The 23142-nt window shown below is 62.6% G+C and carries 25 protein-coding genes and 1 tRNA gene; 9 read left to right on the top strand and 17 right to left on the bottom strand.

The annotated features are described in order from the left end of the window. Positions 1-118 precede the first annotated feature (118 nt). On the top strand, positions 119-430 hold the full coding sequence (locus ABZN20_RS02060; protein ID WP_218806485.1) for a DUF1244 domain-containing protein: 312 nt from the start codon (positions 119-121) through the stop codon (positions 428-430). Here ABZN20_RS02060 and gloA read toward each other — a convergent pair. Then, entirely contained in the window at positions 427-819 is a 393-nt protein-coding gene (gene gloA, locus ABZN20_RS02055; protein ID WP_218806484.1) for a lactoylglutathione lyase, read from the bottom strand. The genes ABZN20_RS02060 and gloA overlap by 4 nt on opposite strands. A gap of 173 nt (positions 820-992) precedes the next feature. Here gloA and ABZN20_RS02050 point away from each other — a divergent pair. Beyond that, positions 993-1083 (top strand) — tRNA-Ser (locus ABZN20_RS02050). Positions 1084-1254: 171 nt separating this feature from the next. Here ABZN20_RS02050 and ABZN20_RS02045 read toward each other — a convergent pair. Beyond that, positions 1255-1629, bottom strand: a complete 375-nt coding sequence (locus tag ABZN20_RS02045) for a hypothetical protein (RefSeq protein WP_218806483.1) — start codon at positions 1627-1629, stop codon at positions 1255-1257. A gap of 187 nt (positions 1630-1816) precedes the next feature. Between ABZN20_RS02045 and ABZN20_RS02040 the strand changes: the two genes are divergently transcribed. After that, positions 1817-4546 carry a putative bifunctional diguanylate cyclase/phosphodiesterase gene (locus tag ABZN20_RS02040; RefSeq protein WP_367027524.1) on the top strand — a complete coding sequence of 910 codons (2730 nt, stop codon included), beginning with the start codon at positions 1817-1819 and terminating at the stop codon, positions 4544-4546. Position 4547: 1 nt separating this feature from the next. Here the strand turns inward: ABZN20_RS02040 and ABZN20_RS02035 are convergent, their stop codons facing one another. The 15 genes from ABZN20_RS02035 to ABZN20_RS01965 form a co-directional block, all read right to left on the bottom strand. Beyond that, a complete protein-coding gene (locus ABZN20_RS02035; protein ID WP_218806482.1) occupies positions 4548-4856 on the bottom strand; it encodes a hypothetical protein in 309 nt (102 codons plus the stop codon). A 120-nt stretch (positions 4857-4976) separates the two neighbouring features. Then, positions 4977-5480, bottom strand: coding sequence for a phosphatidylglycerophosphatase A family protein (locus ABZN20_RS02030; RefSeq protein WP_218806481.1), 504 nt, complete (start codon positions 5478-5480; stop codon positions 4977-4979). Then, entirely contained in the window at positions 5477-6454 is a 978-nt protein-coding gene (thiL, locus tag ABZN20_RS02025; protein WP_218806480.1) for a thiamine-phosphate kinase, read from the bottom strand. The genes ABZN20_RS02030 and thiL overlap by 4 nt, the downstream gene beginning before the upstream one ends. A gap of 14 nt (positions 6455-6468) precedes the next feature. Continuing rightward, positions 6469-7065 (bottom strand): transcription antitermination factor NusB, encoded by a 597-nt coding sequence (gene nusB, locus ABZN20_RS02020; RefSeq protein WP_218806479.1) that lies wholly within the window; start codon positions 7063-7065, stop codon positions 6469-6471. After that, positions 7062-7541, bottom strand: a complete 480-nt coding sequence (gene ribE, locus ABZN20_RS02015) for a 6,7-dimethyl-8-ribityllumazine synthase (protein ID WP_218806478.1) — start codon at positions 7539-7541, stop codon at positions 7062-7064. Before ribE ends, nusB begins: the two co-directional genes overlap by 4 nt. Positions 7542-7553: 12 nt before the next feature. Further along, positions 7554-8669 (bottom strand): bifunctional 3,4-dihydroxy-2-butanone-4-phosphate synthase/GTP cyclohydrolase II, encoded by a 1116-nt coding sequence (ribBA, locus tag ABZN20_RS02010; protein WP_218806477.1) that lies wholly within the window; start codon positions 8667-8669, stop codon positions 7554-7556. After that, positions 8666-9325, bottom strand: coding sequence for a riboflavin synthase (locus ABZN20_RS02005; RefSeq protein WP_218806476.1), 660 nt, complete (start codon positions 9323-9325; stop codon positions 8666-8668). Before ABZN20_RS02005 ends, ribBA begins: the two co-directional genes overlap by 4 nt. Positions 9326-9329: 4 nt before the next feature. Then, positions 9330-10478, bottom strand: a complete 1149-nt coding sequence (ribD, locus tag ABZN20_RS02000; protein WP_255556383.1) for a bifunctional diaminohydroxyphosphoribosylaminopyrimidine deaminase/5-amino-6-(5-phosphoribosylamino)uracil reductase RibD — start codon at positions 10476-10478, stop codon at positions 9330-9332. Between the two features lie 13 nt (positions 10479-10491). Further along, the gene (gene nrdR / locus ABZN20_RS01995) at positions 10492-10989 is read right to left on the bottom strand and encodes a transcriptional regulator NrdR (RefSeq protein WP_218806475.1); all 498 of its coding nucleotides are present in this window, start codon (positions 10987-10989) and stop codon (positions 10492-10494) included. Between the two features lie 53 nt (positions 10990-11042). After that, positions 11043-12299 (bottom strand): serine hydroxymethyltransferase, encoded by a 1257-nt coding sequence (glyA, locus tag ABZN20_RS01990; RefSeq protein ID WP_218806474.1) that lies wholly within the window; start codon positions 12297-12299, stop codon positions 11043-11045. A 141-nt stretch (positions 12300-12440) separates the two neighbouring features. Next, complete coding sequence (locus ABZN20_RS01985) at positions 12441-14465, bottom strand: methyl-accepting chemotaxis protein (protein WP_255556382.1); 2025 nt, start codon at positions 14463-14465, stop codon at positions 12441-12443. Beyond that, the gene (locus tag ABZN20_RS01980; RefSeq protein WP_218806473.1) at positions 14462-15748 is read right to left on the bottom strand and encodes an ABC transporter substrate-binding protein; all 1287 of its coding nucleotides are present in this window, start codon (positions 15746-15748) and stop codon (positions 14462-14464) included. The genes ABZN20_RS01985 and ABZN20_RS01980 overlap by 4 nt, the downstream gene beginning before the upstream one ends. A 34-nt stretch (positions 15749-15782) precedes the next feature. Continuing rightward, positions 15783-16109 carry an STAS domain-containing protein gene (locus ABZN20_RS01975; RefSeq protein WP_218806472.1) on the bottom strand — a complete coding sequence of 109 codons (327 nt, stop codon included), beginning with the start codon at positions 16107-16109 and terminating at the stop codon, positions 15783-15785. Between the two features lie 36 nt (positions 16110-16145). After that, entirely contained in the window at positions 16146-17873 is a 1728-nt protein-coding gene (locus ABZN20_RS01970; RefSeq protein WP_367026619.1) for a solute carrier family 23 protein, read from the bottom strand. A gap of 10 nt (positions 17874-17883) precedes the next feature. Continuing rightward, a complete protein-coding gene (locus ABZN20_RS01965) occupies positions 17884-18600 on the bottom strand; it encodes a carbonic anhydrase (RefSeq protein ID WP_218806470.1) in 717 nt (238 codons plus the stop codon). Between the two features lie 122 nt (positions 18601-18722). Between ABZN20_RS01965 and ABZN20_RS01960 the strand changes: the two genes are divergently transcribed. The 6 genes from ABZN20_RS01960 to folE all read left to right on the top strand — a co-directional run bounded on the left by ABZN20_RS01960 (position 18723) and on the right by folE (position 23140). Continuing rightward, entirely contained in the window at positions 18723-19199 is a 477-nt protein-coding gene (locus ABZN20_RS01960; RefSeq protein WP_218806469.1) for an ATP-binding protein, read from the top strand. A 133-nt stretch (positions 19200-19332) separates the two neighbouring features. Next, positions 19333-19878: a hypothetical protein gene (locus ABZN20_RS01955; RefSeq protein ID WP_367026618.1), complete on the top strand. Its 546-nt coding sequence runs from the start codon at positions 19333-19335 to the stop codon at positions 19876-19878. A gap of 65 nt (positions 19879-19943) precedes the next feature. After that, the gene (pdxJ, locus tag ABZN20_RS01950; protein WP_218806467.1) at positions 19944-20687 is read left to right on the top strand and encodes a pyridoxine 5'-phosphate synthase; all 744 of its coding nucleotides are present in this window, start codon (positions 19944-19946) and stop codon (positions 20685-20687) included. Positions 20688-20801: 114 nt separating this feature from the next. Next, on the top strand, positions 20802-21461 hold the full coding sequence (locus ABZN20_RS01945; protein ID WP_367026617.1) for a hypothetical protein: 660 nt from the start codon (positions 20802-20804) through the stop codon (positions 21459-21461). A 61-nt stretch (positions 21462-21522) separates the two neighbouring features. Next, positions 21523-22560 (top strand): tRNA dihydrouridine(20/20a) synthase DusA, encoded by a 1038-nt coding sequence (dusA, locus tag ABZN20_RS01940; RefSeq protein WP_367026616.1) that lies wholly within the window; start codon positions 21523-21525, stop codon positions 22558-22560. A gap of 22 nt (positions 22561-22582) precedes the next feature. Continuing rightward, the gene (folE, locus tag ABZN20_RS01935; protein WP_367026615.1) at positions 22583-23140 is read left to right on the top strand and encodes a GTP cyclohydrolase I FolE; all 558 of its coding nucleotides are present in this window, start codon (positions 22583-22585) and stop codon (positions 23138-23140) included. The last annotated feature ends 2 nt before the right edge of the window (positions 23141-23142 follow it).

Genomic DNA, 23142 nt, shown 5'->3' with positions numbered 1-23142 from the left:
GCTGGATCGGACTGCATCGAAATCGCCGAGCAGAGGCAGTTCATAAAAGCCATAGTTTACACATCCCGGTGACGGCGGGCATTATGATCTTGATCCGAATTCAACCTTCACTTCCTTCATGGACCAAGAGCAACGTACAGAAATTGAAGCGCGGGCGTTCCGCCGCCTCGTCGCCCATCTCCAAGCCCATACCGAGGTCCAGAACATCGACCTGATGATTACCGGAGACTTCTGCCGCAACTGCCTGGCGAAATGGTACAAGGCGGCGGCGGACGAAATCGGCGAAGAGCTTCCGTATGCCGACGCGCTTGCCGCCGTCTATGGCATGCCTTACGAGGAATGGAAAACCCGTTTCCAAGCCGATGCCTCGCCCGAGCAATTACGGCAATACGAGGAAAAGCAGAAGCGCAGCAAAGCCCCGTCGGCCTAGCCCGCCCGCTTGTGTTCGATCAATTCGATTCGGTAGCCGTCGGGATCCGCCACGAACGCAATGACCGTGGTTCCATGCTTCATGGGGCCGGGTTCGCGCACGATCTCGCCCCCTGATGCCCGTATCCGGTCCACGGCCGTGTGGATGTCGTCCACGCCCAGTGCAATATGGCCAAAGCCGGTGCCCAAATCGTACTTGTTCACGCCCCAGTTGTAGGTCAGTTCGATCACCGCGTCGTGCGCCTCGTCTCCGTAGCCTACGAACGCCAGGGTAAATTCGCCGTCCGGAAACTCCATCTGCCGCAGCAATCGCATTCCCAGAACTTCGGTGTAAAACCTGAGGGATTTCTGAAGATCCCCGACTCGCAGCATGGTATGCAAAATACGCATGGTTTTTTGTTCCTTCTTTTCGCCATCGTGACCGGCCGACGAATCCGGTGCGGAGATGATAGCGCGGTGGGGAGAGAAAAACTTCTGCCTTTCCCTCTTGCGGGTCAATGGCTGCAGGTGAGGGTGAGGGCTGACAGTCGACAAAATCTCGGCTAAAATGCGCGCCTTCCAGCGGAGAGATGTCCGAGTGGTTTAAGGAGCACGCCTGGAAAGTGTGTATACGGTAATACCGTATCGAGGGTTCGAATCCCTCTCTCTCCGCCATCCGACTGTTCCAGGCAGTCCCAGAATGTCCCCAAGCCCGCAGATCTGCGGGCTTTTTCGTTGAGCTTTCCAACTCGGCACTTTCCATCCCCAGGCAGGCGCCGGCCGTTCCCCGCTCCAATGCCGGCGAGGAGACCGGCCAGATACCCTGCTCGGCCCCGGCCCCGGCCGCTACCGCTTCACGCCGCTGGAAATGCCACCCGTACCGAAGGTGTTGCTCCACTGCCCCACGAAGACCTGCTTGTTCCTGGCGATCTGCAGATCAAACGTCGAGCTGCCGCCGCTGAAATCCATTTGCAGGGATGCACCGCAAGTCTTGTCCACGCTGGCCGTTCCGGTTACATCGAATTCCATGTGATGGCCCATCACACAATGGCCGGTGAATGCTCCCCGCAAGACGTTGATTTGGCACCGTCCGGTGTGCTGTTCAGCGAGATTGGACTGGTACATGATCCATGTGCCGTTGAGGTCTGGGGTTTTGCATCCTGCCTGCAGTTGTGCACTGAACAGGACGGCAGAGAGGGCAGCAAGCAGCAGTTTTTTCATCTTCGTAATGCCTCACTTTCTTTTTCTCGGGACCGATCGCCTCATCCACAAGGACAAGGCGACGTTTCTTGCGCGCGATGTCGCGGCCTGTTCCTTCGCAAACCTCGTGCCCCACACATCGCGGAGCCATCCGATTGATTTGGGAGTGGGGGAAAGGAAGGATTTGCGCCTTGTATGCTTGTATAGAGTGATATGCCGCAGTTTATGCGCGATATCACATGCCCGCATAAGACCGCAGGCGACGATACTTAAGCTGGAACATTACTCGCCGAGTGATAAGCTTATTTTCGATGGCCGCGACGCTCGAGGACAAATTCATGACGAAGGTCCCGCTCACTCAAGCGTTATTCCCTCATCCGGGCAGTCCGCGGCATCGCGCCGAGGTCGCCGGCACCCCCACCGCCTCAGACTGAATTGCGGCCAGGAGGACGGAACAGCCATGGCACCGATCTCGGCATTGAAGGCTTCACTGGATTACCTGCCCCATGGCTATTGCTATGCGTGGGTCCCTGAACTGCTCTGGTTGCACGTGGTTTCCGATCTGGTCATCGCCGCCGCTTACTATGCGATCTCCATTGCGCTCCTCTATTTCGCGAAACGACGGCGAGACGTGGTTTTCCGCAGCGTGTTCCTCCTGTTCGGCCTGTTTATACTGGCATGCGCCAGTACGCACTTCATGGGGGCCTGGACGGTCTGGTATCCCGCCTACTGGACCGACGGCGCCATCAAGGCAATTACGGCAGTGGTCTCCCTCGGTACCGCGATTCTGATCTGGCCACTGATACCGCAAGCCCTGCAGATCCCTTCACCCAGACAATTGCTTGAACTTAACGAGAATTTGGCGAGTGAGGTCATCGAGCGCAAACAGGCGGAAGAACGCTTGCGCAAGCTCATCGACGCGGAACCCGAATGTGTCAAAACGGTAGGCGCGAACGGCACCCTCCTCGACATGAACCGGGCGGGCCTGCGGATGATCGAGGCGGAGTCGATCGAAGATGTCCGGGGAAAGCCAGTCTCCTCGCTCGTCGTTCCTCCGGATCGGGAGCGGTTCGAAGCTTTCAATCGGCGGGTATTGGCAGGCGAAAGCGGCACGCTGGAATATCAGATCATCGGCCTCAAGGGCGGAAAGCGCTGGATGGAGACTCACGCGGTGCCTTTTGCAAGCAGGCCCGGCGCCCCCGACACGGTGCTAGCGGTCACCCGTGATATTACCGAACGTAAACTGGCGGAAGAAGCCGTCCGGCTGGCGGCAACGGCTTTCGAGACCAGCGAAGCCATCATGATCACCGACGCCGCGGGGATCGTGCAGCGCGTCAACTCGGGCTACAGCGCGATCACCGGCTATACCTCCGATGAAATCGTCGGCACGCCTTCGGAATTTCTACGCCCTGGCGCGAACGAAGGCAGGATTTCGTCGCCGACAATTTTGGAAACCTTGACCGCGACCGACTGCTGGAAAGGAGAGGTCACTGCCCGACGCAAGAACGGGGACGTCTTTCCGGTATGGCTTTCTATCAAGGCGGTACGGAACGACGAGAAAATCCTGACACATTATGTCGTGACGTTCGTCGACATCAGCGAGCGCAAGCGCGCACAGCAGGAAATCGAACAGTTGGCCTATTTCGATTCGCTGACGGGACTGCCGAACCGGCGCCTATTTCTCGAGCGGTTGAATCAGGCCGTCGGCGACAGCCGCGTCAATGGATCCCGCTGCTCACTGCTATTCGTCGATCTCGACCGGTTCAAGCATCTCAACGATGCGCGCGGCCACACGGTGGGAGACCAACTGCTGCGCAAGGTAGCCGAACGGCTGACCGAGGGCATTGGTCGCGACGACATGGTCGCCCGTCTGGGCGGCGACGAGTTCGTGATCCTGCTCGACAACCTGGATGACGAAATCGAACCTGCATACCGGCGTACCATGGAAGTTGCAGAAAATCTCCGGCTGATGCTGCAACGGCCCTTTCTCCTTTCCAGCGGCCAGCATTACGTCACCGCGAGCATCGGCACCGCTGTGTATCCGTTCGATACCGGCTCGGCCGACGATCTGCTGAAAGCGGCGGACATGGCCATGTACCAAGCCAAGGCGGCAGGCCGAAATACGGTGAGGGCCTATGCGTCGACCATGCAGGCGGTGGCCGAAACGCGCCTGACCCTGGAGAGGGACATGCATGCGGCATTGGAACGCGGTGAGTTCCGGCTCTACCTGCAACCGCAGGTCGACGGGGCTGGCAGAACCGTCGGAGCGGAGGCGCTGCTGCGCTGGCAACACCCGACCGAAGGACTGCTGCTGCCCGACAAGTTCATCGCACTGGCCGAAGAAACTGGGCTGATTCTGCCGATTGGGGAATGGGTGTTCGAACAAACCTGCCGCGAAAGCGTCCGTCTGTCACAGGCCGGACATACGCTGAGCCTGTCCGCGAATATCAGCCCCCGCCGTTTCCAGCAATCCGACTTCCTCGAACGGGTCCAGCGAATTCTCACCCGGACTGGCGCCAATCCTCACGATCTGATCTTCGAAATCACGGAAGGGTTACTGGTTTCGGACATCGACGATGCCATCGCGAAAATGAGCGCCCTGGAGCGGGTCGGAATCCGGTTTTCGGTCGACGACTTCGGCACCGGTTACTCGTCGCTGGCCTACCTGAAGCGCCTGCCACTCAGCGAGTTGAAGATCGCACAAACCTTCGTGGAAGACTTGCCAGACGACCCCAACGACGTTGCGCTGGTCGAAACCATCCTGTCGATGGCCTACCATCTGAACCTGGAAACCATCGCCGAAGGCGTCGAAACCCGCCCCCAGCTTGAATTTTTGAAAAACAGAGGCTGCACGCGATTTCAAGGGTATTATTTCAGCCGGCCGCTCCCGGCTGCGGAATTTTTCGAGAGGCTGGCTGACGCCAGCCCCTCGCCTTGACTCAATCTGCCGGCCGCATCAGAGGCGTTTCGATACCGATCTCGCTCTCGCATTTCGGGCATGCATACCAGGTCTCGGCGTCCGATCCCCAGGCATAACTGCCGTTCCCGTCCGCCTCCATCGGCACGAGTTCCCTGCCCCGCCCCCGCCAACCGCATTCCGGGCACAAGTACATGGACCGCTCCATCTCATCCAAGAAACGCTGAAAGGCGACGAAGCTCATCTTGTCCATCGACATTCGGGCGGAGCTGATATGAAAGCGGATCCCTGCCGCCTTATCGTCGCAATCCTTGATAATGCGTCTGGCCATGGCGATTCCCCGTTATTGTTGTTGGTAAGCTGGCGCCGGTAATTGTGCTAGCTGTGTCGAATAACGTACTCCTTCTTGGATTAACAGGTCAAATCCCACACCCCAGCCGCCCGACCGTGGTCAGGGGAACAGGCCTGTCACCGACGAGGGCGATATGAGGACATGAAGGATCAGGGACGACAACAGTCCGGCTGCCACATCGTCGAGCATGACGCCCCAGCCGCCGGCCGTGCGGCGGTCGATCGCCCGGATCGGCCAGGGTTTGACGATGTCGAAGAACCTGAAGAGGGCAAAGCCCAGCAATACGTTCGGCCATGAGGCGGGGATGCCCCACATCGTGATGAGAAAACCGACGATTTCGTCCCACACGATCGCGGGGTGGTCGGCTTGACCCAGGGCTCGGCCGCAGCGCCCGCAGGCGACCACGCCGAGCCCCAGCAGCACAACGACGATAGCCGAATAGACCGCTGGACTGGCGCCGGTGAACAGAAGATACAGCGGGATTGCCGCCAGGGTCCCAAAGGTGCCTGGCGCCCACGGTGCCAGCCCGGCACCAAAGCCGATGGCAATCAAGCTCCAGGGGTTTTGGCATGCCTGGCGGAACTCGATGCAGCGGCGCTTCATCTTTGCGTCTCCCCGGAAGAAAAGTGCAGATAGCCGGACCGTGACAGCTCGACTGGGCGGCCGGAGCGCCGGACGCTCAGACCGGTTCCGGCACGGATCGTGCCGATGCGCGTCACCGGCGTCGCGGCAGCTTCGGCGGCAAGCGCGATCGCCTGGGCATGGAGGGGTGGCGCGGTGAAGCACAATTCGTAGTCGTCTCCGGCGACCAACGGCATCTCCCAGTCGCCGGAATCCGCCACGTACCGGCAGACGCTCGCCGATAGCGGCAGGGCCTCCCAGTCCACCTCGGCTCCGACGGAACTCTGTTCGAGGATATGCCCCAGATCCGCCGCCAGACCATCGGAAACATCGATGCCGGCGCTGGCCAATTCCCCGAGGCGTAAGCCGAAGGCAGTCCTGGGTTCGGGAGCTTCCAGCCGATCCAGCGCCTCCTCGTCCGGGACAAGATAGGCTCCCCGCCTGATCTTCAGGCCCAGGCCGGCCAAGCCGATACTGCCGGTGACATAAACGGCATCACCGGGCTCGGCGCCCGACCGTTTCACTGCCGATCCGCCGTCTACGGTCCCCAATGCCTGGACGGTGACGGCAAGTGGCCCCCGCGTGGTATCCCCACCGATGAGCTGTACGCCGTAGCGCTCGGCGAGTCGGAAGAAGCCTTGAGCAAAGGCAGCGATCCAGTCGGGATCGTTTTCCGGCAAGGTCAAGGCCAGCAAGGCCCACCTCGGCCTGGCCCCCATGGCGGCCAGATCGCTGAGACTGACCGCGAGCGCCTTGTGGCCGAGCCTCATCGGGTCGGCGTCGGGAAAAAAATGGATGCCAGCGACGAGGGTATCGGCGGTCAGGGCAAGCCGGGTGGCCGCCATAAAGTTGAGGACCGCGCAGTCGTCGCCGATGCCGAGCTCCGTGTTTTCGTCCACCACCCGCTGCTCGGAAAAAAAGCGCCGGATGATCTCGAACTCGCCCGGTCGCTGCATGGAACCGGGCAAGCTCAACCCCGTCTGCGAGCCGCCATCTCGACCGCCCGGCAGTCGTGCGCCACCCGGTCGAGAATGCCGTTCACGTAACGGTAGCTCTGGGCTGCGCCGAACTCCTTGGCCAGATTGATGGCCTCGTTCAGGATCACCCGGTATGGCGTCTCGGGGCGACGCAGGAATTCGTAGCAGCCGATTCGCAGAATCGCCCGCTCCACCGGATCGACCTCATCGATGGGACGATCGAGATATTTCGCCAGCGCGGCATCCACCAAGGCCAGATTGCTCGCCACACCGTGCAGGAGCTCCTTGAAATAACCGACCTGGACATCGGGCACCTGGCATTTGCTGGCCCGCTGCTCCAGCGTGGCATCCTCTTCCTCGAATTCGTCCGTTCCCTCGGATCGGCCGAATTTTTCCAGCAGTTCCTCGAGCTGCTCCCTCTCAGGCGGGCTCAGTTCGAAACCGTTGGCATGGCGCCGGTACAACGACTTGGCAAGCTGCAGCTCCTCAACGAACTGGCGTTCGATTTCCGGAAGGCTTTCCCGCGCTAGCTGCCATTGGTAGACGGCTTGCACGGCGGCGCGGCGCGCCAGCGTCCGCGCCAGACTCATTCCGCCCCCAACTGCCGCAGCAGATTGACCATTTCGATCGCGGACAATGCCGCTTCCGCCCCCTTGTTGCCGGCCTTGGTTCCGGCCCGTTCCACCGCCTGCTCGATGGTGTCCACGGTGAGCACGCCGAAGGCGACCGGCAGACCGTGCTGTAGCGAAACGCTCGCCAAACCTTTCACGCATTCGCCGGCGACGTAATCGAAATGAGGCGTCGCGCCCCGGATGACCGCTCCCAACGCGATGATCGCGTCAAAACGCCCGGAGCCGGCGATCTGCTTCACCGCCAGCGGCAGCTCATACGCTCCCGGCGTCTTGGCAATGCAAATGTCGTCCCTGTTGGCCCCGTGGCGGACCAAGGTATCGATCGCACCGCTGACCAGGTGGTCCACGATGAAACTGTTGAAGCGCGAAGCGGCGATGCAGACGCGCAGTCCTGCGGCGTTCATGCCGCCTTCGAAAGTCTTGATATGAGCCATGTCGGTTCCCGATCAGTCGGTTGTCACGTAATCCACGACTTCCAGCCCGTAGCCGGAAAGCCCCAAATATTTCTTGTGCGCGCCCAGAACCCGCAATTTATGCACACCCAGGTCGGCGAGAATTTGCGCTCCGGTTCCGGTCGTACGCCAGTCCACGCCGGGGTCCTCGCGCTGGCCGATGTCCACGCCGTGGTCCTCCATCTGGTAATGATGAATGCGCTCCACCAGGCAGCGATCGTCTTCCTCGTTGCGGATCACGACCAGCACGCCACGTCCCTCGTCCGCGATCCGCTTCATCGCCGCGCGCAGCGAGATGCCGACATCGCCGCGCCTCACCCCGAACAGGTCGGTCAGCAGGTTGCGGCCGTGCACCCGCACCAGCACCGGCTCGTCGCCGGCGATGTCGCCCAGCGTCAGCGCAAGGTGCAGCTTGTTGTCCAGACGGTCCTGATAGGCGTGGAGGCGGAAGCGGCCGTATTCGGTCGGGAAATCACATTCGCAGATGCGTTCCACCGTCTGTTCGTTCTGCATCCGGTAATGGATCAGGTCGGCGATGGTGCCGATCTTGAGGCCATGGACCGCCGCGAACTGTTCCAGGTCCGCGCGCCGCGCCATCGAACCGTCCTCGTTGAGGATTTCCACGATGACCGCTGCCGGCACCAGTCCGGCCAGGCGTGCCAGATCGCAGCCCGCCTCGGTGTGGCCGGCACGGTTCAGCACGCCGCCGGGCTGCGCCATGAGCGGAAAAATATGGCCCGGCTGGACCAGATCATCGGGCTTGGCGTCCACGGCCACGGCGCACTGGATGGTGCGGGCGCGGTCGCTGGCCGAAATGCCCGTGGTGACGCCGGTCGCGGCTTCGATCGACACCGTGAAATTGGTCGAGTGCGGCGTCCGGTTCTCGTTCACCATCAAGGGCAACCGCAACTGCTGGCAGCGCTCCCGGGTCAGCGTCAGGCAGATCAGGCCTCGGCCATAGCGCGCCATGAAGTTGATGTCCTCCGGCCGCACGTGGCCCGCCGCCATGACGAGATCGCCCTCGTTTTCCCGGTCCTCGTCATCCATGATGACGACCATCCTGCCCCGGCGGATGTCTTCGATGATTTCTTCGATCGTATTCAGAGTCATTCTGCGATGAATCCATGGCCGCGCAGCAATTCGCGCGTGAGTGAACCGGCGGGCCGCGCGGCGGCCTCGCCTTGAATCAGCCGTTCCAGGTACCGCGCCAGCAGATCGACTTCCAGATTGACGCGCCTGCCGGCCGGGGCTTCCCCCAGCGTCGTTTCGGCCAGCGTATGGGGAACGACGTTGACGTCGAAGGTGCAGCCGTCGACGCGATTGACCGTCAGGCTGATTCCGTCGACGCAGATCGACCCCTTTTCGGCGATGTATTTCGCCAGCTGCGCAGGCGCATCGATGCGGAACCTGACCGACCGTCCATCCCCGCCCCGTGCGCTGATGGTACCGACGCCGTCGACGTGACCGCTGACGATGTGTCCGCCCAGGCGGGTGCTCGGTGTCAGCGCCAGCTCCAGGTTGAGCGCCGCCCCGGCCCCGAGCTCTCCCAGTGTGGTGCGGGACAGGGTCTCGCGGGAGACGTCGGCGCTGAAACCGCCCCCGCCGAATTCGACCACGGTCAGGCAGACGCCGTTGACCGCGATGCTGTCGCCGAGCCTCACTTCGCCCATGGCCAGCTTGCCGGCGGCGACGGTCAAACGGCAGTCGCCGCCACGGGGCTCCTTGCGCTGTAGCTGCCCTATGGCCTGTATTATGCCTGTAAACATCGCTTCAAAGTTCTCCGGGACCGATCGGCCGTAGGATCAGCCGCATGTCCCTGCCAACCCGCCGTGCGTCCACGATCGCCAGTTCCGGACGGTCCGCCATCCCGGCCAGACCGGGCAGGCGGAACAGTCCGCGCGCCTCGTCCCCCAAGACACAGGGCGCGAGGTAGACGACCCACTCGTCGACCGCGCCGGCCATCAGCAGCGCTCCGTTCAGGGTTGCGCCGGCCTCGAAAAGCACCTCGTTGAATTCCATCTGTCCCAGCACCCGCACAACGGCCGACACTTCCGGCTTTCCCGAAGCATCGGGCTCCACCTCCATCACCTCCGCGCCGGCATCGACCAGGGATTGCCGCGCCGGAGGATCGGCCGCCGTGGTCAGCACCAGCGTACGGCCGGCCTGCCGGAAAACCCGTGCGTCCGCCGACGATCGCAGGCGGCTGTCCAGAATCACCCTCGCCGGCTGTTCCAGATCGGTATCTTCGCTCAGGCGGGCGGTGAGCAAGGGATCGTCGGCACGCACGGTGCCGATCCCGGTCACGATGGCGGAGCTGCGCGCCCTCAGGCGATGGACGTCGTACCGCGCCGCTTCGCCGGTGATCCATTTGCTCTCGCCGGAGGCCAGGGCGGTGCGCCCGTCGAGGCTCATGGCCAGCTTGCTGCGGACGAAAGGCAAGCCCGAACGCATCCGCTTGACGAAGCCTGGATTCAAGCGCTCCGCCTCCTGCCACAACAAGCCGCAGGACACTTCGACCCCCGCCCGCCGCAGCCGTTCAAGGCCTTGCCCCGCCACCCGCGGATTGGGATCCTGCATGGCCGCCACTACACGGCGAACTCCCGCCTCGATCAGGGCGTCGGCGCAGGGCGGCGTCCGGCCGTGATGCGAACAGGGCTCCAGCGTCACATAGGCCGTGGCGTCCCTGGCCCGTTGTCCGGCGTCCCGCAGCGCCGCGATCTCGGCATGGGGGCCGCCGGCCCGCTGGTGCCAGCCCTCGCCGACCACTTCATATCCTTGCACCAGGACGCAACCCACCCGAGGGTTGGGGTCGGTCGTATACAAACCCTTTTCGGCAAGACGCAGGGCGCGCGCCATGAAGCGGTGATCCTCGGCGCACCAGTTCGCGGCATCGGGCAAGGGGAGCATCGATGAAGGCACGGAACGCCCGTTTTCAGGCATCGAAAGCATCGGCCTGCCTGCGGGCGGTTTCGGAATCCGGCTCGCTTTCCAGGCGGTCGATCACTTCGCGGAATTGGTTGACGTCCTCGAACCGGCGGTAGACCGAGGCGAACCGGACATAGGCCACGTCGTCGAGCTGGCTCAGCTCGTTCATCACGTACTCGCCGACCAGGCGGGACTGCACTTCACGCTCGCCGGTGGCGAGCAGGCGCTTCTTGATGCGGGTGATGGCCGCCTCCACCCGGTCGCTGGGCACCGGGCGCTTTTCCAGGGCGCGCAGCATGCCGGCCCGCAGCTTCTCCTCGCGGAACGGCTGCCGGCTGCCATCCGATTTCACCACCCTGGGCATGTTGAGTTCCGCCGCCTCATAGGTGGTGAAGCGCTCCTTGCACTCGCCGCACTCGCGGCGGCGGCGCACCTGGTCCCCCTCCTGCGACAGCCGGGAATCCACGACTCGCGTATCTTGAGCACCGCAGAAAGGGCACCGCACGGGCGAACTTCACCCCTCAAAAACCGCGGGGCTCCGGTGAGCGACCCGCACGTTCAGTTGGCATAGACCGGGAAACGCCGGCACAGATGGGTCACCTCTTCGCGCACCTGGCCGATGACCGTTTCGTCCTCGGACTTGTCCATGACGTCGCACATCCAGCTCGCCAGCAGACGGCATTCCTCGACCCCGAAGCCGCGGGTCGTCACGGCGGGCGTCCCCACCCGGATGCCGCTGGTCACGAAGGGAGACTGCGGATCGTTCGGCACCGCATTCTTGTTGACGGTGATATGCGCCCTGCCCAACACCTCTTCGGCCAGCTTGCCGGTCAGGCCTTTTTCGATCAGATCGACCAGAAACAGATGATTCCGGGTGCCGCCGGACACGATGCGGTAGCCGCGCCCGATGAAAGCCTTCGCCATGGCGTCGGCGTTCTCCATCACCGCAGCCTGATAGTGCTTGAAATCGGGCTGCAAGGCCTCTTTCAACGCTACGGCCTTCGCCGCGATCACGTGCATCAGCGGGCCGCCCTGAATGCCGGGGAAAACCAGCGAGTTGAGCTTTTTCTCGACGTCGGGATTGGCTTTGGCCAGGATCAGGCCACCGCGCGGCCCGCGGAGCGTCTTGTGGGTGGTGGTCGTCGTCACGTCGGCGATCTGCACCGGGCTGGGATACAGGCCGGCCGCGATCAATCCCGCGACGTGGGCCATGTCGACCATGAGCCAGGCGCCGACCGAATCGGCGATCGCGCGGAAACGCTGCCAGTCGACCACCTGGGAATAGGCGGAGAAACCGGCCACGATCATCTTCGGATGGTGCTCGCGGGCCAGTTCTTCGACCTGGCCGTAATCGATTTCGCCGGTTTCCGGGTTGAGCCCGTACTGGATGGCTTTGTAAAGCTTGCCTGAAAAATTGACCTTGGCGCCGTGGGTCAGATGTCCGCCGTGCGCCAGGCTCATGCCCAGCACCGTATCGCCCGGATTCAGCAAGGCCATGTAGACGGCGGCATTGGCCTGCGAACCGGAATGCGGCTGGACGTTGGCGTAATCGGCCTCGAACAGTTGTTTGGCGCGCTCGACGGCCAGGGTCTCCACCACGTCGACGTACTCACAGCCGCCGTAATAGCGCTTGCCTGGATACCCTTCCGCGTACTTGTTGGTCAGCACGGTCCCCTGGGCCTGCATCACCCGCGGGCTGGCATAGTTCTCCGAAGCGATCAGCTCGATGTGGTCCTCCTGCCTGCGTTCCTCGTCCTGGATCGCAGTCCAGAGTTCGTCGTCGAATCCGGCAATCTCCATACCCTTGCTGAACATGGGAACCTAAACCTCTTCCGTCGGAGTGAAAAAAACACGCCTTGGCGGCGCAAAATCGAACGTGAGAGTTTACACCGATTGATTGCCGGCTTCCAAACGCGTTCCACGGAGCGGCCCGGAATCCACACCCCCCCAAGCGCATCACGACAAACGGAAGATGGCGATTTCCTTGCGGAGCTCGGCGATCGCCGTCTCCAGCCGCTGCGAGGCCCGGTTGGTTTCTTCCAATGCCTGCGCGGACTGCATCGCGCTCTCCGACAAAGCCACCATGGCGTCGCGAATCTGGAGCGCGCCGGCCGACTGCGAGCGCATGCCCTCGTGCACGGCATCGAACCGCGGAGTCAGCTCCCCCACCTGCTCGATGATCCGGGAAAACTGCTGGCTGATCCGACTCGTCTCGTCGACCCCCCGCCGGACCTGCTCGGAGAACTTATCCATTTCCATGACCCCGACCGACACCGCGGCATGCATCTCCCGCACCACGGTTTCGATGTCCAACGTAGCCACGGCGGTCTGGTCCGCGAGGCGGCGGATCTCGCGGGCGACGACGGCGAATCCCAGACCGAACTCTCCGGCTTTCTCCGCTTCGATCGAGGCATTGAGCGACAGAAGATTGGTCTGCTCCGCCACCCGCTTGATGGTGGTAGTCATCGTGGAGATGTCGCTGGCGCGCGCACTGATGGCGTTGAGCTTGTCGGCGATGGAACCGGTGGACTCGGCCAGGGTGCGCATCACCTGCTCCATGTCGGCCAGCTCGTTACGCCCGGCATTCGCCATCTCGGCCGTGCTCCCGGCCATGCGGGTCACGTCCGCCATCGTGCGCAACAGCTCTTCCGAAGTCGCCGAGATTTCCCGCGAAGCCGCCGCGATCTGATTCGTGGTCGCACCGAAGGCCGATATGTCCTCTTCCTGGGCCCGGTTCATCGCCGTCAGCGTGTTGGAGGTCGACACCAGCTCGATGATCGACTTCTGCACCTGTCCGACCAGCGAATTGAGATAGGTCGTCATGCGCCCCAACGCCCGGAGCAGTTTGCCCGTTTCATCGTTCCGGTCGCTGTCGAGATTCGCCGTGAGGTCGCCGGCGGCGACCGTCTCTGCCGCGGCTATGGCTTCGCCCACGGGGCGCGAGATGGTGCGCGAGACCAGGGAAGCCGCCAGGGCGGTGGGAATCAGCAGCAACGCCAGCAGCCCGCCGTTGACCAGACGCTGGGTGTCCACCAGGGCCAGCGCCTCGTCCACGTCCATCTGCACCGAGAGTCCCCACCGGAAAGACGGCAGGTAAGTCCAGCTCGCCAGCACCGGCTCCTTGAATATTCCGGAAATCTCCCCGAAATCGCGGTTCCCCAGCACGGCCTTCTGGATGCCCTGACCCTGGCTGTCCCCCATCTGGATACGGAGCTTCTGCGCCGCATCGGGCTGGTTTCTCAGTGGTGAAATGATGCGTATCTCGTTGTGGTCCAAGAGGCCCACGACCGTCTGACCGGTGTCTCCCAGGCCGCTGTAGTCCAGGAACGGCGCAAATATCTCGTCCGTATCCAACTGCAAGGCGATGATGGCGACGAGCCCTCCCCCGCTGTCGAACAGCGGCGTCACGACGTATCCCACCGGCTTGTCGCCGCCCGGATAGGCACCGAAATCGGAGATTTCGGCGTCGAGCAGCGTCGTGGCGTGCTGCACCGCTTTGGCAAGCGGCGACTCCTTCAGTTGGCCTTCAAAGAGGTTCTTCCCGAGCTGCTGGACCGGATGCGACTGGTACAGAACTTCCCCCCGGGGATCGAAGGCGATCAGATTCCTGAAAGCCAGGTTTTCTATCATGAAATCCAGCACGGGGCGCGCCTCCAGGTCGAATGCCTGCTGCTCCCTGGCGTAACGCCCCGGTTCGCGCCGGTATTTCTGTAAAGCATTCATCGACGCGACCAGATACTGGTCGTTGCGCAGCACCACCGCCGCCCTTATCCGCTCATAGGCATAGGTTTCCACGTCCTCGGCCTTGGAAAGGGCGATGAACATCAGCTCGCCCTGGACGCGGTCGCGCAGCGCCTCCGCGGAAAGATAATTGGTCACCAGGGTCAATGCGATGGCGGGGACCGTCGCCAAGATCAGGAACCAGCGGAGTATGCGTCCCGCGATGGTGCCTTGCCCGAGCCTCGAAGCCGAGATTTTCACTGCCGCTTGTCCTTTCTTTCGACGGTCGCGACGGTGGGCACGGGATTCGCCCAGTTGTGGTTCCACCCTATGTAGAGCTCGTTGAGAAAGTTTTCCCATTCGCGTCTGCTGCGGGTCCTGGGATACGGCACGGGCCTGATGGGGTGATCCGTCGACCAGACGATTTCGACCTGGCCATTGTCGAGGATGCGCCCCATGTTGAACGACCTCCAGGTATGGCGCGTGGCCGGATCGATCGTCACCACGCCCTCGGGGGCGTCGATGCTCTGGCCGAGCATGTATTCGTTGACCAGGCCGGCCTCGGGCGACCCGGCCTCGCGCACCGCCTCGGCCCACAGCAGCATGCTGAAATAGGCCGTCTCCGGAAAATCCGCCGTCACCCGGTCCTGGCCGTAGCGCTCCCGGAACCGCCTCACGAAAGAGGTGTTTTCCTCGCGGGCGACCGCCTGAAAATAACCCCAGGCGGAATAATGGCCGGCGGCGTCCCGCGGTGGAATGTCGCGGAGTTCTTCTTCCCCCACCGACAGCGACACCACGGGAACGTCTTTCGCCTGGATACCGGATTCCCGCAGCACACGGTAGAAAGCCAGATTCGATTCCCCCGCGATCGTGCTGATGACGACGTTCGGACGTAGGGCGGCGATTTTCTCGACCACGCTGCCGACGTCGCTGCTGCCGAAGAAAACGTATTCCTCGCCCACGATTTCGCCATCCAGCCCCTTGATCCAATCCCGCAGAACGGCATTGACGCTGTGCGGCCACACGTAATCCGAACCCACCAGGAAAACGCGCCTGCCCAGCTTGTCCAGGCTCCATTTCAGGGCGGGGACGATCTGCTGATTAGGGGCCAGCCCCGTGTAGATGATGTTCTTGGAAATCTCCAGGCCTTCATAGGCCATGGGATAGATCAGCAGGTGGTTATATTTTTCCACCACCGGCTTGACGTTTTTCCGGCAGGCGGAAGTCCAGCAGCCGATGATCGCACTGACCTTTTCCTCGGTGATCAGCCGGCCCGCCTGCCTGGCGAAAGTCCCCCAGTCCGACGCGCCGTCGGCCACCACCGCTTCGACCCGGCGCCCCAGCAGGCCGCCCGCGGCGTTGATCTCGTCGATGGCCATGAGTTCCGCATCCACAGCCGATTTCTCGCTGATGGCCATGGCGCCGGTCAGCGAATGCAGTATGCCTATCCTGATCGGCGGCCGGGCGTGCTCGCGCAAGCCCCATGCGCCGGCCAAAGCGGCCAGGACCGCGAGTGCCGCGCCCGAAACGACCAGCTTCTTCATGGCAGACACCAGGATGGCCGCGCCGGCATTCGACTCAGGTCACATGTTCCAGCGACGGATAGATCGAAAACAGCCGGCTGAATCCGCTGATCTCGAAAACGTCGTTGACCGCCGGCGTGAGCGCGCAGAGCTTCACCGAGCCTTCCGCCTCCTTGAGTTTCTTGGCGATCAGCAGAAAGACCCGCAAACCGGCGCTGCTGATGTAGCTGATGGACGAAAGATCCATCACCAGGTTTCGGGTTCCCGCATCCAGCCAGGCCAGCGCCTGTTCCTCGAAGGCGCGGGACGCGGCGGCGTCGATGCGGCCGCTCAGATGCGCGACCAGCACCTCGCCCCGGGTTTCACAAGTGATATCAAGCATCGGTTTGCTCCAGGCAACAAGTTGAAATGCAGCGAATCATTCGACAAAGGTCAGGCGGAGCTCCGCCATCCCATTGAAAAGCGCGCGCGAACGCACCCTGTCCGCGAGCTTGTAAAGCAGATAGCCCGCCATCTCCAGGATACCCGTATCGGACTCCAGAAGCTCCTCATGACTGGGGGCGTGGGTGGAGAGCGGGATCGCGTCGCCGCGGTAACGGGCGATCACCGTGAACGTGAATTCGTCGACCAGGGTCTCGACCTCGACGACACCCTCGCCTTGTTCGTTCCGCGTCACGAAACCGTGGTCGTGGAGGATCTCGAACGCCTGCCATATCGCGTATTCGCTGCGCCGCACGACGTCCGGGCGGGCGCCCCAGGCCCGCCCCTGCCGGTCCAGGTAGTCGATGACGTCGTCGAGCTGCGATTCTCCGAGGACGAACGACCGCCGTCGCCGCGTGCCCGCACCGATGCGGAACACACCCGACAGCAAGGTCGCACCGGCCACGCCGAGAGCGACGCTCGACTGGGTTACCGGCACCAGGAAGGAAGGCAGCTCTTCCCGATAATGGTGCTTCAAAGGCTCATGGCTGACCCCCAGCAAGAGGCCGATGCCGACGGTGAGAATCTTGCGGTTGTCGAGCATGCGCGATGCGATCATCTGCAAGCCGGCCAGCAGGGTGAAGGATGACAGGAATACCGCCGCCGCCCCGATCACCGGCACGGGAAGCACCGACCAAAACACCGTGATCTTCGGTACGAATGCCAGGACGATCATGATACCGCCGAGCCAATAGGCAATATGGCGGCTGGTACAGCCGGTGGCCGCTGCCAGGGAGACGGCACCGCCGCTGGAAGTGAGCGGCAGACTGTTCACCAGTCCGGCAATGAGGTTGGAAACCCCCTCCGCGCGAATGCCCCGCGATATCTGCGCCATGTCGGGATGCCGCCATTCCGAATCGTTGAAGCGCTGAGCGGCGGCGAGCGCACCGAATCCGTGCAGGGAAAAAGCCAGACCCAGCACGATGTAAGGCACGATCAGCGCCGGATCGAATGCCCAGCCGAAGGTGGGCAACTGGGGCAGCGCCAGCAAAGGCGTCTCCTTGTAGTTCTCGGCGTCCTCGGGCCGAATGCCGTCGACCAGAACACTGACGGCCAAACCTGCGGCCAATCCGGCAAACGCCGAAAACAAGCGAAGACTGCTGGACGACCAGACGTTGCAAACGATCATGACCGCAAGCGCGAGAAATCCAATGGCGATGTCGTGCTTCCACAGCCCACCGGGCGCATCGATGCCGCCGAGCAGGGTGACCCCCTTGTAACCGAGGCCCAGTCCGACCAAGGTCACGGCCACGCCGGCAAGTTCAACCGAAAATATGCTGCGCAGCCGCCGGAACACCTCGCCGAACAGGACCTGCGCCGCTCCCATCACGCCCACCATGCCGAAGGCAAGCTCCATGCCCCCGGCAAGCCGTGCCAGTTCCATGGTCGCGAACGACGCCGAAGTGGCCTGCAAGGGGCAAAAATACCCGGAACCTATGCCGAGGCGCCCGGCCGCCTGCAACATGACCCCGATTCCGGAAACCAGGAGCGTGGTCGCCAGCAGAATCTGCGAGTCGTGGTCACCGATGTTTTCGGTCCTCACGAACAGCGGCGAAATCACGAGGTAGACGCCGAGAAAGGACATCTGCTGCAGGCCGACGAACGCGGAGATCGCGGCCGGCGGTTTGTCGTTCAGCCAATAGACGATGTTCTCGGGCCGCTTCATCCGGGAGAAGTCAGTCGGTAACGGGCAAGAACTGCGAATTGTCGCCGCTGGTGACCCACAGATCCCCGGACTCGAGATCGAACCACCACCCCTGCAGGAAAAGCCGCCCCTGCTCCACCGCCTCCCTGACCCAGGGATAGGTCAGCAAATTCCCCAGGGAACCCTGAATGGCCGCGCGCTCGACGAGATAGGAATAGTCCTTCAGACGCTCCAGAGAGACCTGCCTGAGCCCCTCCCCGCTGGCATCCGGCACGTACTGCCAGCAGGCGTCCATGGCCATCGAGACCCACTCGCCGATGAAGTCACTCTCGAACTTGGCACCGGTCGCCATGTCGAGCAAGGCCTTGATTCCGCCGCACTGGGCGTGCCCGAGGACGATGATGTGGGGCACTTGGAGATGACGGACGGCGTATTCCAGCGCCGCTCCCACACCATCAGGGGCGAACGAGGCATGGTAGGGCGGAACGAGGTTGGCGACGTTGCGCACCACAAACAGATCACCCGGCGCCACGTTCATGAGCAAAGCCGGATCGACCCGCGAATCGCTGCAGGCGATCATGAGCGCGACCGGACGCTGTCCTCGCTCGATGAGCCGCTGCATGTGTTCCGGGTAGCGCCCGTAGAAACGGTCCTTGAACCCCTTGACGCCGGAAATGAAACGTTCGAGATCGCAGCAGGAGCATTCGACCCCACGCTCATCCTTGCCTTCGATGTCAGACTCTTGCACGATTCCTGTCCTTAAGATGATGGATGCGGCCCGAGCACGGCCCGCCGCGTCGAGAGACGCTTACGCAAAAGCGGCGTTATTCTACACCGGTTTTTTCCCGACCCAACCCACATCGAGCCTCCATGGAACCGAACGAGCCCGACGTGCAATGCGCCAAATTCGAGCGCACCATCGAAGCCGGAATACAGCCCCTGATCGAGGTCATGGAGCAACTGGAAGCGTTCTGCTCGGCTTCTGGCGTACCCGAACCGGTCGCGGTCCAGTTGAATCTCGTCCTGGAAGAGCTGGCGACCAATACCATCAAATACGGATACGGTGCGGGTGAACGGGGAGAAATCGGCATCCGCCTCTCGCTGCACGGCGGCCGCGCCCTGCTCACCGTCACCGATGATGGCAATGAGTTCGACCCCACGGCCGCCCCTTCGCCCGAGGTACACCGCAAGCTGGAGGAACGCGCCATCGGCGGCCTGGGGATTCTCCTCGTGATGAGGATGATGGACTCGGTCGGCTATCGGCGCCTGGACGGCAGGAATATCGTCACGGTATGGAAAACACTCCCCGCGCAAGGGTCGGAGGGACGCTGCCCGACCCCGCCGTAAGTGAAACGGATCGCCCCAACTGGTACTATGAATATCCGCTCGATTGACCGAGTTAGGGGACGCCATTTGTCCCTGGCCGGCCGCCGACGCAACGGGCCACTGGAATCCACATAACCAACGTACGAGTAATCTCATGCCCCCTTCCGACACTACTACCCCGGCTTTCAGGATCAAAGCAGTAAGTGCAGGAATCCTTTTTCTGTTCGCCAGCGCCTGTGCGCATCGTCCGGATGAAACCCAGCTTCCTTCCGAAGCGGAAATATGTTCGTCCCTGAACTACGTTGTCAGTCAGGCCGATTCTGATTTCAAAGAGATAAGACGCAACGTGGCCGTAGATCCCTTGGTGAACCGTTGGGACACGAAACCGATATTCCCGGGCACCGAATGTGATGTATTGGACTGGGGCGGCGGACGCTTTACCTACAATTGCGTGTGGCAAGAAAGCGACCAGCCTACAGCAAAGGACAATTACGAAAGCAACGTAAAGCTTGCCACCCGCTGCCTCCATGCGGACTGGCGTGCCTCGGAGCAGCCGGGAAAAACTGGCCGGACTACCCTGTTTTCCAAATCCGGAACAGACACCAAAATAGAGTTGCGGTATTTCCAGGAACGCGCGCCGTCGACGTTGTGGCAAACCTCGGTAACCATTGGCGACCGCATCACACCGGATGCTCGTTGATTTGATATGGCTTACCGATTCAAGGCGGCTCCACCGCCCCATCCAATCCGCCGACGCAGACCCTCGTGAACGTCAAACTGCCCATCAGACTCGGCGTCAATATCGACCACGTGGCGACGATCCGGCAGGCGCGGCACACCCCTTACCCTTCGGTCCTGCACGCCGCCTTGGTCGCCGAACAGGCAGGTGCCGACGGGATCACCGCGCATCTGCGCGAAGACCGCCGGCATATCCAGGACAGGGACATCGAGTTGCTCCGGGAACAGATCGAAACCCGGCTCAACCTTGAGATGGCCGTCACGGACGAAATGGTCGCCATCGCCTGCCGCGTGGGTCCGCATGCCTGCTGCCTGGTGCCCGAAAGGCGGGAGGAGCTGACGACCGAGGGAGGACTGGACGTGGCGGGCCACTTGGAACGGATCGGCGAAGCGTGCCGGCGCCTTGGCGACGCCGGCATCGAGGTGTCTCTGTTCATCGACCCGGAAACCGCCCAGATCGAGGCCGCGGCCCGCGCCGGTGCGCCGGTGATCGAACTGCACACCGGCCGTTACGCGGATGCGGGAACCGACGAGGAAAGGTCCCGCGAGTTGGAGAAACTACGCCATGCCGCGTCGGTTGCGGAGGCGTTGGGGCTGCAGGTCAATGCGGGGCACGGCCTGACCTACGCCAACGTGGCCGCGATCTGCAACATCCCGCAGATCGTCGAGCTGAACATCGGCCATGCCATCGTTGCCCGTGCCCTGTTCTCAGGGCTAGGAAAAGCGGTGGCGGACATGGTGGACATCATGCGGATCGCCCGCTCCGGATGAAATTGACCGGCCGCCGACGATCTGTCATATTTAAAAGTCAGTTCCGATCCGGCTGAATCGCTGTGAGCGCGCGCAAACCAACCTTCAATGCCCATGGATAAAAGGGGGAGCAAGATGTCCCAGGGTCATCCTCGCCCGGATTTCGGTGGAATCGTGCTCGCCCGGCCGACCGTGGCGGAGAGTCGGGGAGCGTCCTGGCTGCGCACGGCGGGAATTCTTTTCCTGTGGCTTACGCTTGCGATCATGGTACTGATCCTGTGGCGGGGAGAAGCCCTGCTCAGAGGACTGAACGCGTCTTACGGCGAACACACCGCCATTCGGAATCCCGATCTGCAGCAATATCAGAACGAACTCGATTCCCTCCAGGGGAGGGTCGCCGGCCTGATGAAGGACTCCGTCGAGAACAAGCTCAGAATGCTGGAAAAGAGCGTCCAGGGGGGGCGCTTCGGACCGGACGAAGCCGGGCTTCTCGAGGCCCTGAAGTCCGAGCTCCGGTTCCTGCAGAATTACGCAACCCAGGGCGGCCAGTTCAAATCCGCAGGCGAGCACGAGCGCTACCGCATGTCGCCGGAACCGGCCGAGGACTCGGCCACCGCCCAAGCCGTGCGGGAGTGGGTGGAATTCGAGAAACTGCTTTATCTCGGTGCCGGGGCGCTGGGCGCCGGCACGCTGATGCTGAGCGGAGCCTGGTTGAGTGCCCGCTCCGTGCAGTACCAACCCTCCCGCCAAGATGTGTTCCTGACCGGCCCCTCGGAAGACAATTCCGGATCGTGACCTTTCCTTGAGCGCTTTCAACGTCCGGCCATCGGGCCGTGATCCAGCCGGGGCATTGGCGATGCCGACGCTGCCGACCGACGCCCCGGGACCCCGGCGCCGTCTGAGCGTCGCGCCGATGATGGACTGGACCGACCGGCATTGCCGCTATTTCCTGCGGCTGATTTCCCGCCATACCCTGCTCTACACCGAAATGGTGACGACCGCTGCCATCCTCCATGGCGACCGGGAGCGACTCCTCGGCTTCCACCCTGCGGAGCATCCCCTGGCGATCCAGCTTGGCGGCAGCGACCCCGCGGATCTGGCCCAATGCGCGAAGATCGCGGAATTCCGGGGCTACGACGAAATCAATCTCAACGTCGGCTGCCCCAGCCCCAGGGTCCAGACCGGCCGCTTCGGCGCCTGCCTGATGGCCGAACCGGGGCGCGTGGCCGACTGCGTCAGCGCCATGTGCGAGGCCGTCTCGGTGCCGGTCACCGTCAAGACCCGCATCGGCATCGACGACCGCGATTCCTACGAAGACCTGTTTCGGTTCGTTATGGCCGTAAGCCACGCAGGCTGCCGCACTTTCATCGTCCATGCCCGCAAAGCGTGGCTGCAAGGCCTTTCGCCCAAGGAAAACCGGCATACGCCGCCGCTGCGCTACGACGTGGTCCAGCGGCTCAAATCCGACCTGCCCCAGTTGGAGATCGTGCTGAACGGCGGTATCCAGACGCTGGACGAAGCCGAACGGCATCTGTCATGGTGCGACGGCGTCATGATCGGCCGGGCCGCCTATCACAACCCCTACCTGCTGGCCGAGGCCGACCACCGCTTCTACGGACACGGCGACCTCAGACCCAGAACCCGGCAAGAAGTCGTCGAAGACTTTCTGCCCTACGTGCGGGACGAACTCGCCAAAGGCAGCCGGCTGCACGCCCTCACCCGGCATATCCTGGGCCTTTATCATGCAACGCCGGGCGGAAAACGCTGGCGCCGCCATATCAGCGAAGGCGCCTCCCGGCGGGGCGCCGGTGAAACCTTGCTGCTGGAGGCCGCGAATGCGCTCGGCGCAGATGGATGTCACGGAAACCGGGGCCGGCACGCCTCGTTCCTTTAACCCGATTCAAGAGGCTTACCCGATGCACAGCGCGATGGAAAAACTTTTCAGCCAGCTCATTCAGGAAATCGGCGAAGACGTTTCCCGCGAAGGGCTCATCGACACCCCCAAGCGGGCGGCGAGCGCCTTCCGGTTCCTCAACAGCGGCTATCACCAGTCGCTCGATCATGTCCTCAACAACGCGGTTTTCGAGGCGGATTCCGAGGACATGGTGATCGTCAAGGACATCGAGCTGTATTCGCTGTGCGAACACCACCTGCTTCCGTTCATCGGCAAATGCCATGTCGGGTACCTGCCCCAGGGCAAGGTCATCGGTCTGTCCAAGATCGCACGGATCGTGGAAATGTATGCCCGCCGGCTGCAGATACAGGAGCGCCTGACCAAGCAGATCGCGGATGCGATCCAGACCGCGGTCAATCCGCGCGGCGTCGCCGTCGTGGTCGAAGCCAAACACCTGTGCATGATGATGCGCGGCGTCGAGAAACAGAACTCGGTGATGACCACTTCCTCCATGCTCGGACTCTTCCGCAAGCAAAGCAGCACCTGGGCCGAGTTCCTGGACCTCATCAACCGAAAATAGGG

The organism is Methylococcus sp. ANG (assembly GCF_040730495.1).
Lineage (GTDB): Bacteria > Pseudomonadota > Gammaproteobacteria > Methylococcales > Methylococcaceae > Methylococcus.
The sequence above is the reverse complement of the archived record's forward strand: the minus strand, read 5'-3'. Positions and strand labels throughout refer to the sequence as shown.

Excerpts from the sequence above, each read along its gene's own strand:
- ABZN20_RS01980 (WP_218806473.1), bottom strand. The coding sequence starts at position 15,748 with ATGAAGAAGCTGGTCGTTTCGGGCGCGGCACTCGCGGTCCTGGCCGCT.
- ABZN20_RS02030 (WP_218806481.1), bottom strand. The coding sequence starts at position 5,480 with ATGAAGCGCCGCTGCATCGAGTTCCGCCAGGCATGCCAAAACCCCTGG.
- ABZN20_RS02060 (WP_218806485.1), top strand. The coding sequence starts at position 119 with ATGGACCAAGAGCAACGTACAGAAATTGAAGCGCGGGCGTTCCGCCGC.
- dusA (WP_367026616.1), top strand. The coding sequence starts at position 21,523 with ATGCCGACGCTGCCGACCGACGCCCCGGGACCCCGGCGCCGTCTGAGC.
- ABZN20_RS02045 (WP_218806483.1), bottom strand. The coding sequence starts at position 1,629 with ATGAAAAAACTGCTGCTTGCTGCCCTCTCTGCCGTCCTGTTCAGTGCA.
- ribBA (WP_218806477.1), bottom strand. The coding sequence starts at position 8,669 with ATGACTCTGAATACGATCGAAGAAATCATCGAAGACATCCGCCGGGGC.
- ribE (WP_218806478.1), bottom strand. The coding sequence starts at position 7,541 with ATGGCTCATATCAAGACTTTCGAAGGCGGCATGAACGCCGCAGGACTG.
- ABZN20_RS01955 (WP_367026618.1), top strand. The coding sequence starts at position 19,333 with ATGCCCCCTTCCGACACTACTACCCCGGCTTTCAGGATCAAAGCAGTA.
- ABZN20_RS01960 (WP_218806469.1), top strand. The coding sequence starts at position 18,723 with ATGGAACCGAACGAGCCCGACGTGCAATGCGCCAAATTCGAGCGCACC.
- nusB (WP_218806479.1), bottom strand. The coding sequence starts at position 7,065 with ATGAGTCTGGCGCGGACGCTGGCGCGCCGCGCCGCCGTGCAAGCCGTC.
- folE (WP_367026615.1), top strand. The coding sequence starts at position 22,583 with ATGCACAGCGCGATGGAAAAACTTTTCAGCCAGCTCATTCAGGAAATC.
- ABZN20_RS01975 (WP_218806472.1), bottom strand. The coding sequence starts at position 16,109 with ATGCTTGATATCACTTGTGAAACCCGGGGCGAGGTGCTGGTCGCGCAT.
- ABZN20_RS01970 (WP_367026619.1), bottom strand. The coding sequence starts at position 17,873 with ATGAAGCGGCCCGAGAACATCGTCTATTGGCTGAACGACAAACCGCCG.
- gloA (WP_218806484.1), bottom strand. The coding sequence starts at position 819 with ATGCGTATTTTGCATACCATGCTGCGAGTCGGGGATCTTCAGAAATCC.
- glyA (WP_218806474.1), bottom strand. The coding sequence starts at position 12,299 with ATGTTCAGCAAGGGTATGGAGATTGCCGGATTCGACGACGAACTCTGG.
- ABZN20_RS01945 (WP_367026617.1), top strand. The coding sequence starts at position 20,802 with ATGTCCCAGGGTCATCCTCGCCCGGATTTCGGTGGAATCGTGCTCGCC.
- ABZN20_RS02035 (WP_218806482.1), bottom strand. The coding sequence starts at position 4,856 with ATGGCCAGACGCATTATCAAGGATTGCGACGATAAGGCGGCAGGGATC.
- ABZN20_RS02005 (WP_218806476.1), bottom strand. The coding sequence starts at position 9,325 with ATGTTTACAGGCATAATACAGGCCATAGGGCAGCTACAGCGCAAGGAG.
- thiL (WP_218806480.1), bottom strand. The coding sequence starts at position 6,454 with ATGCAGCGACCGGGCGAGTTCGAGATCATCCGGCGCTTTTTTTCCGAG.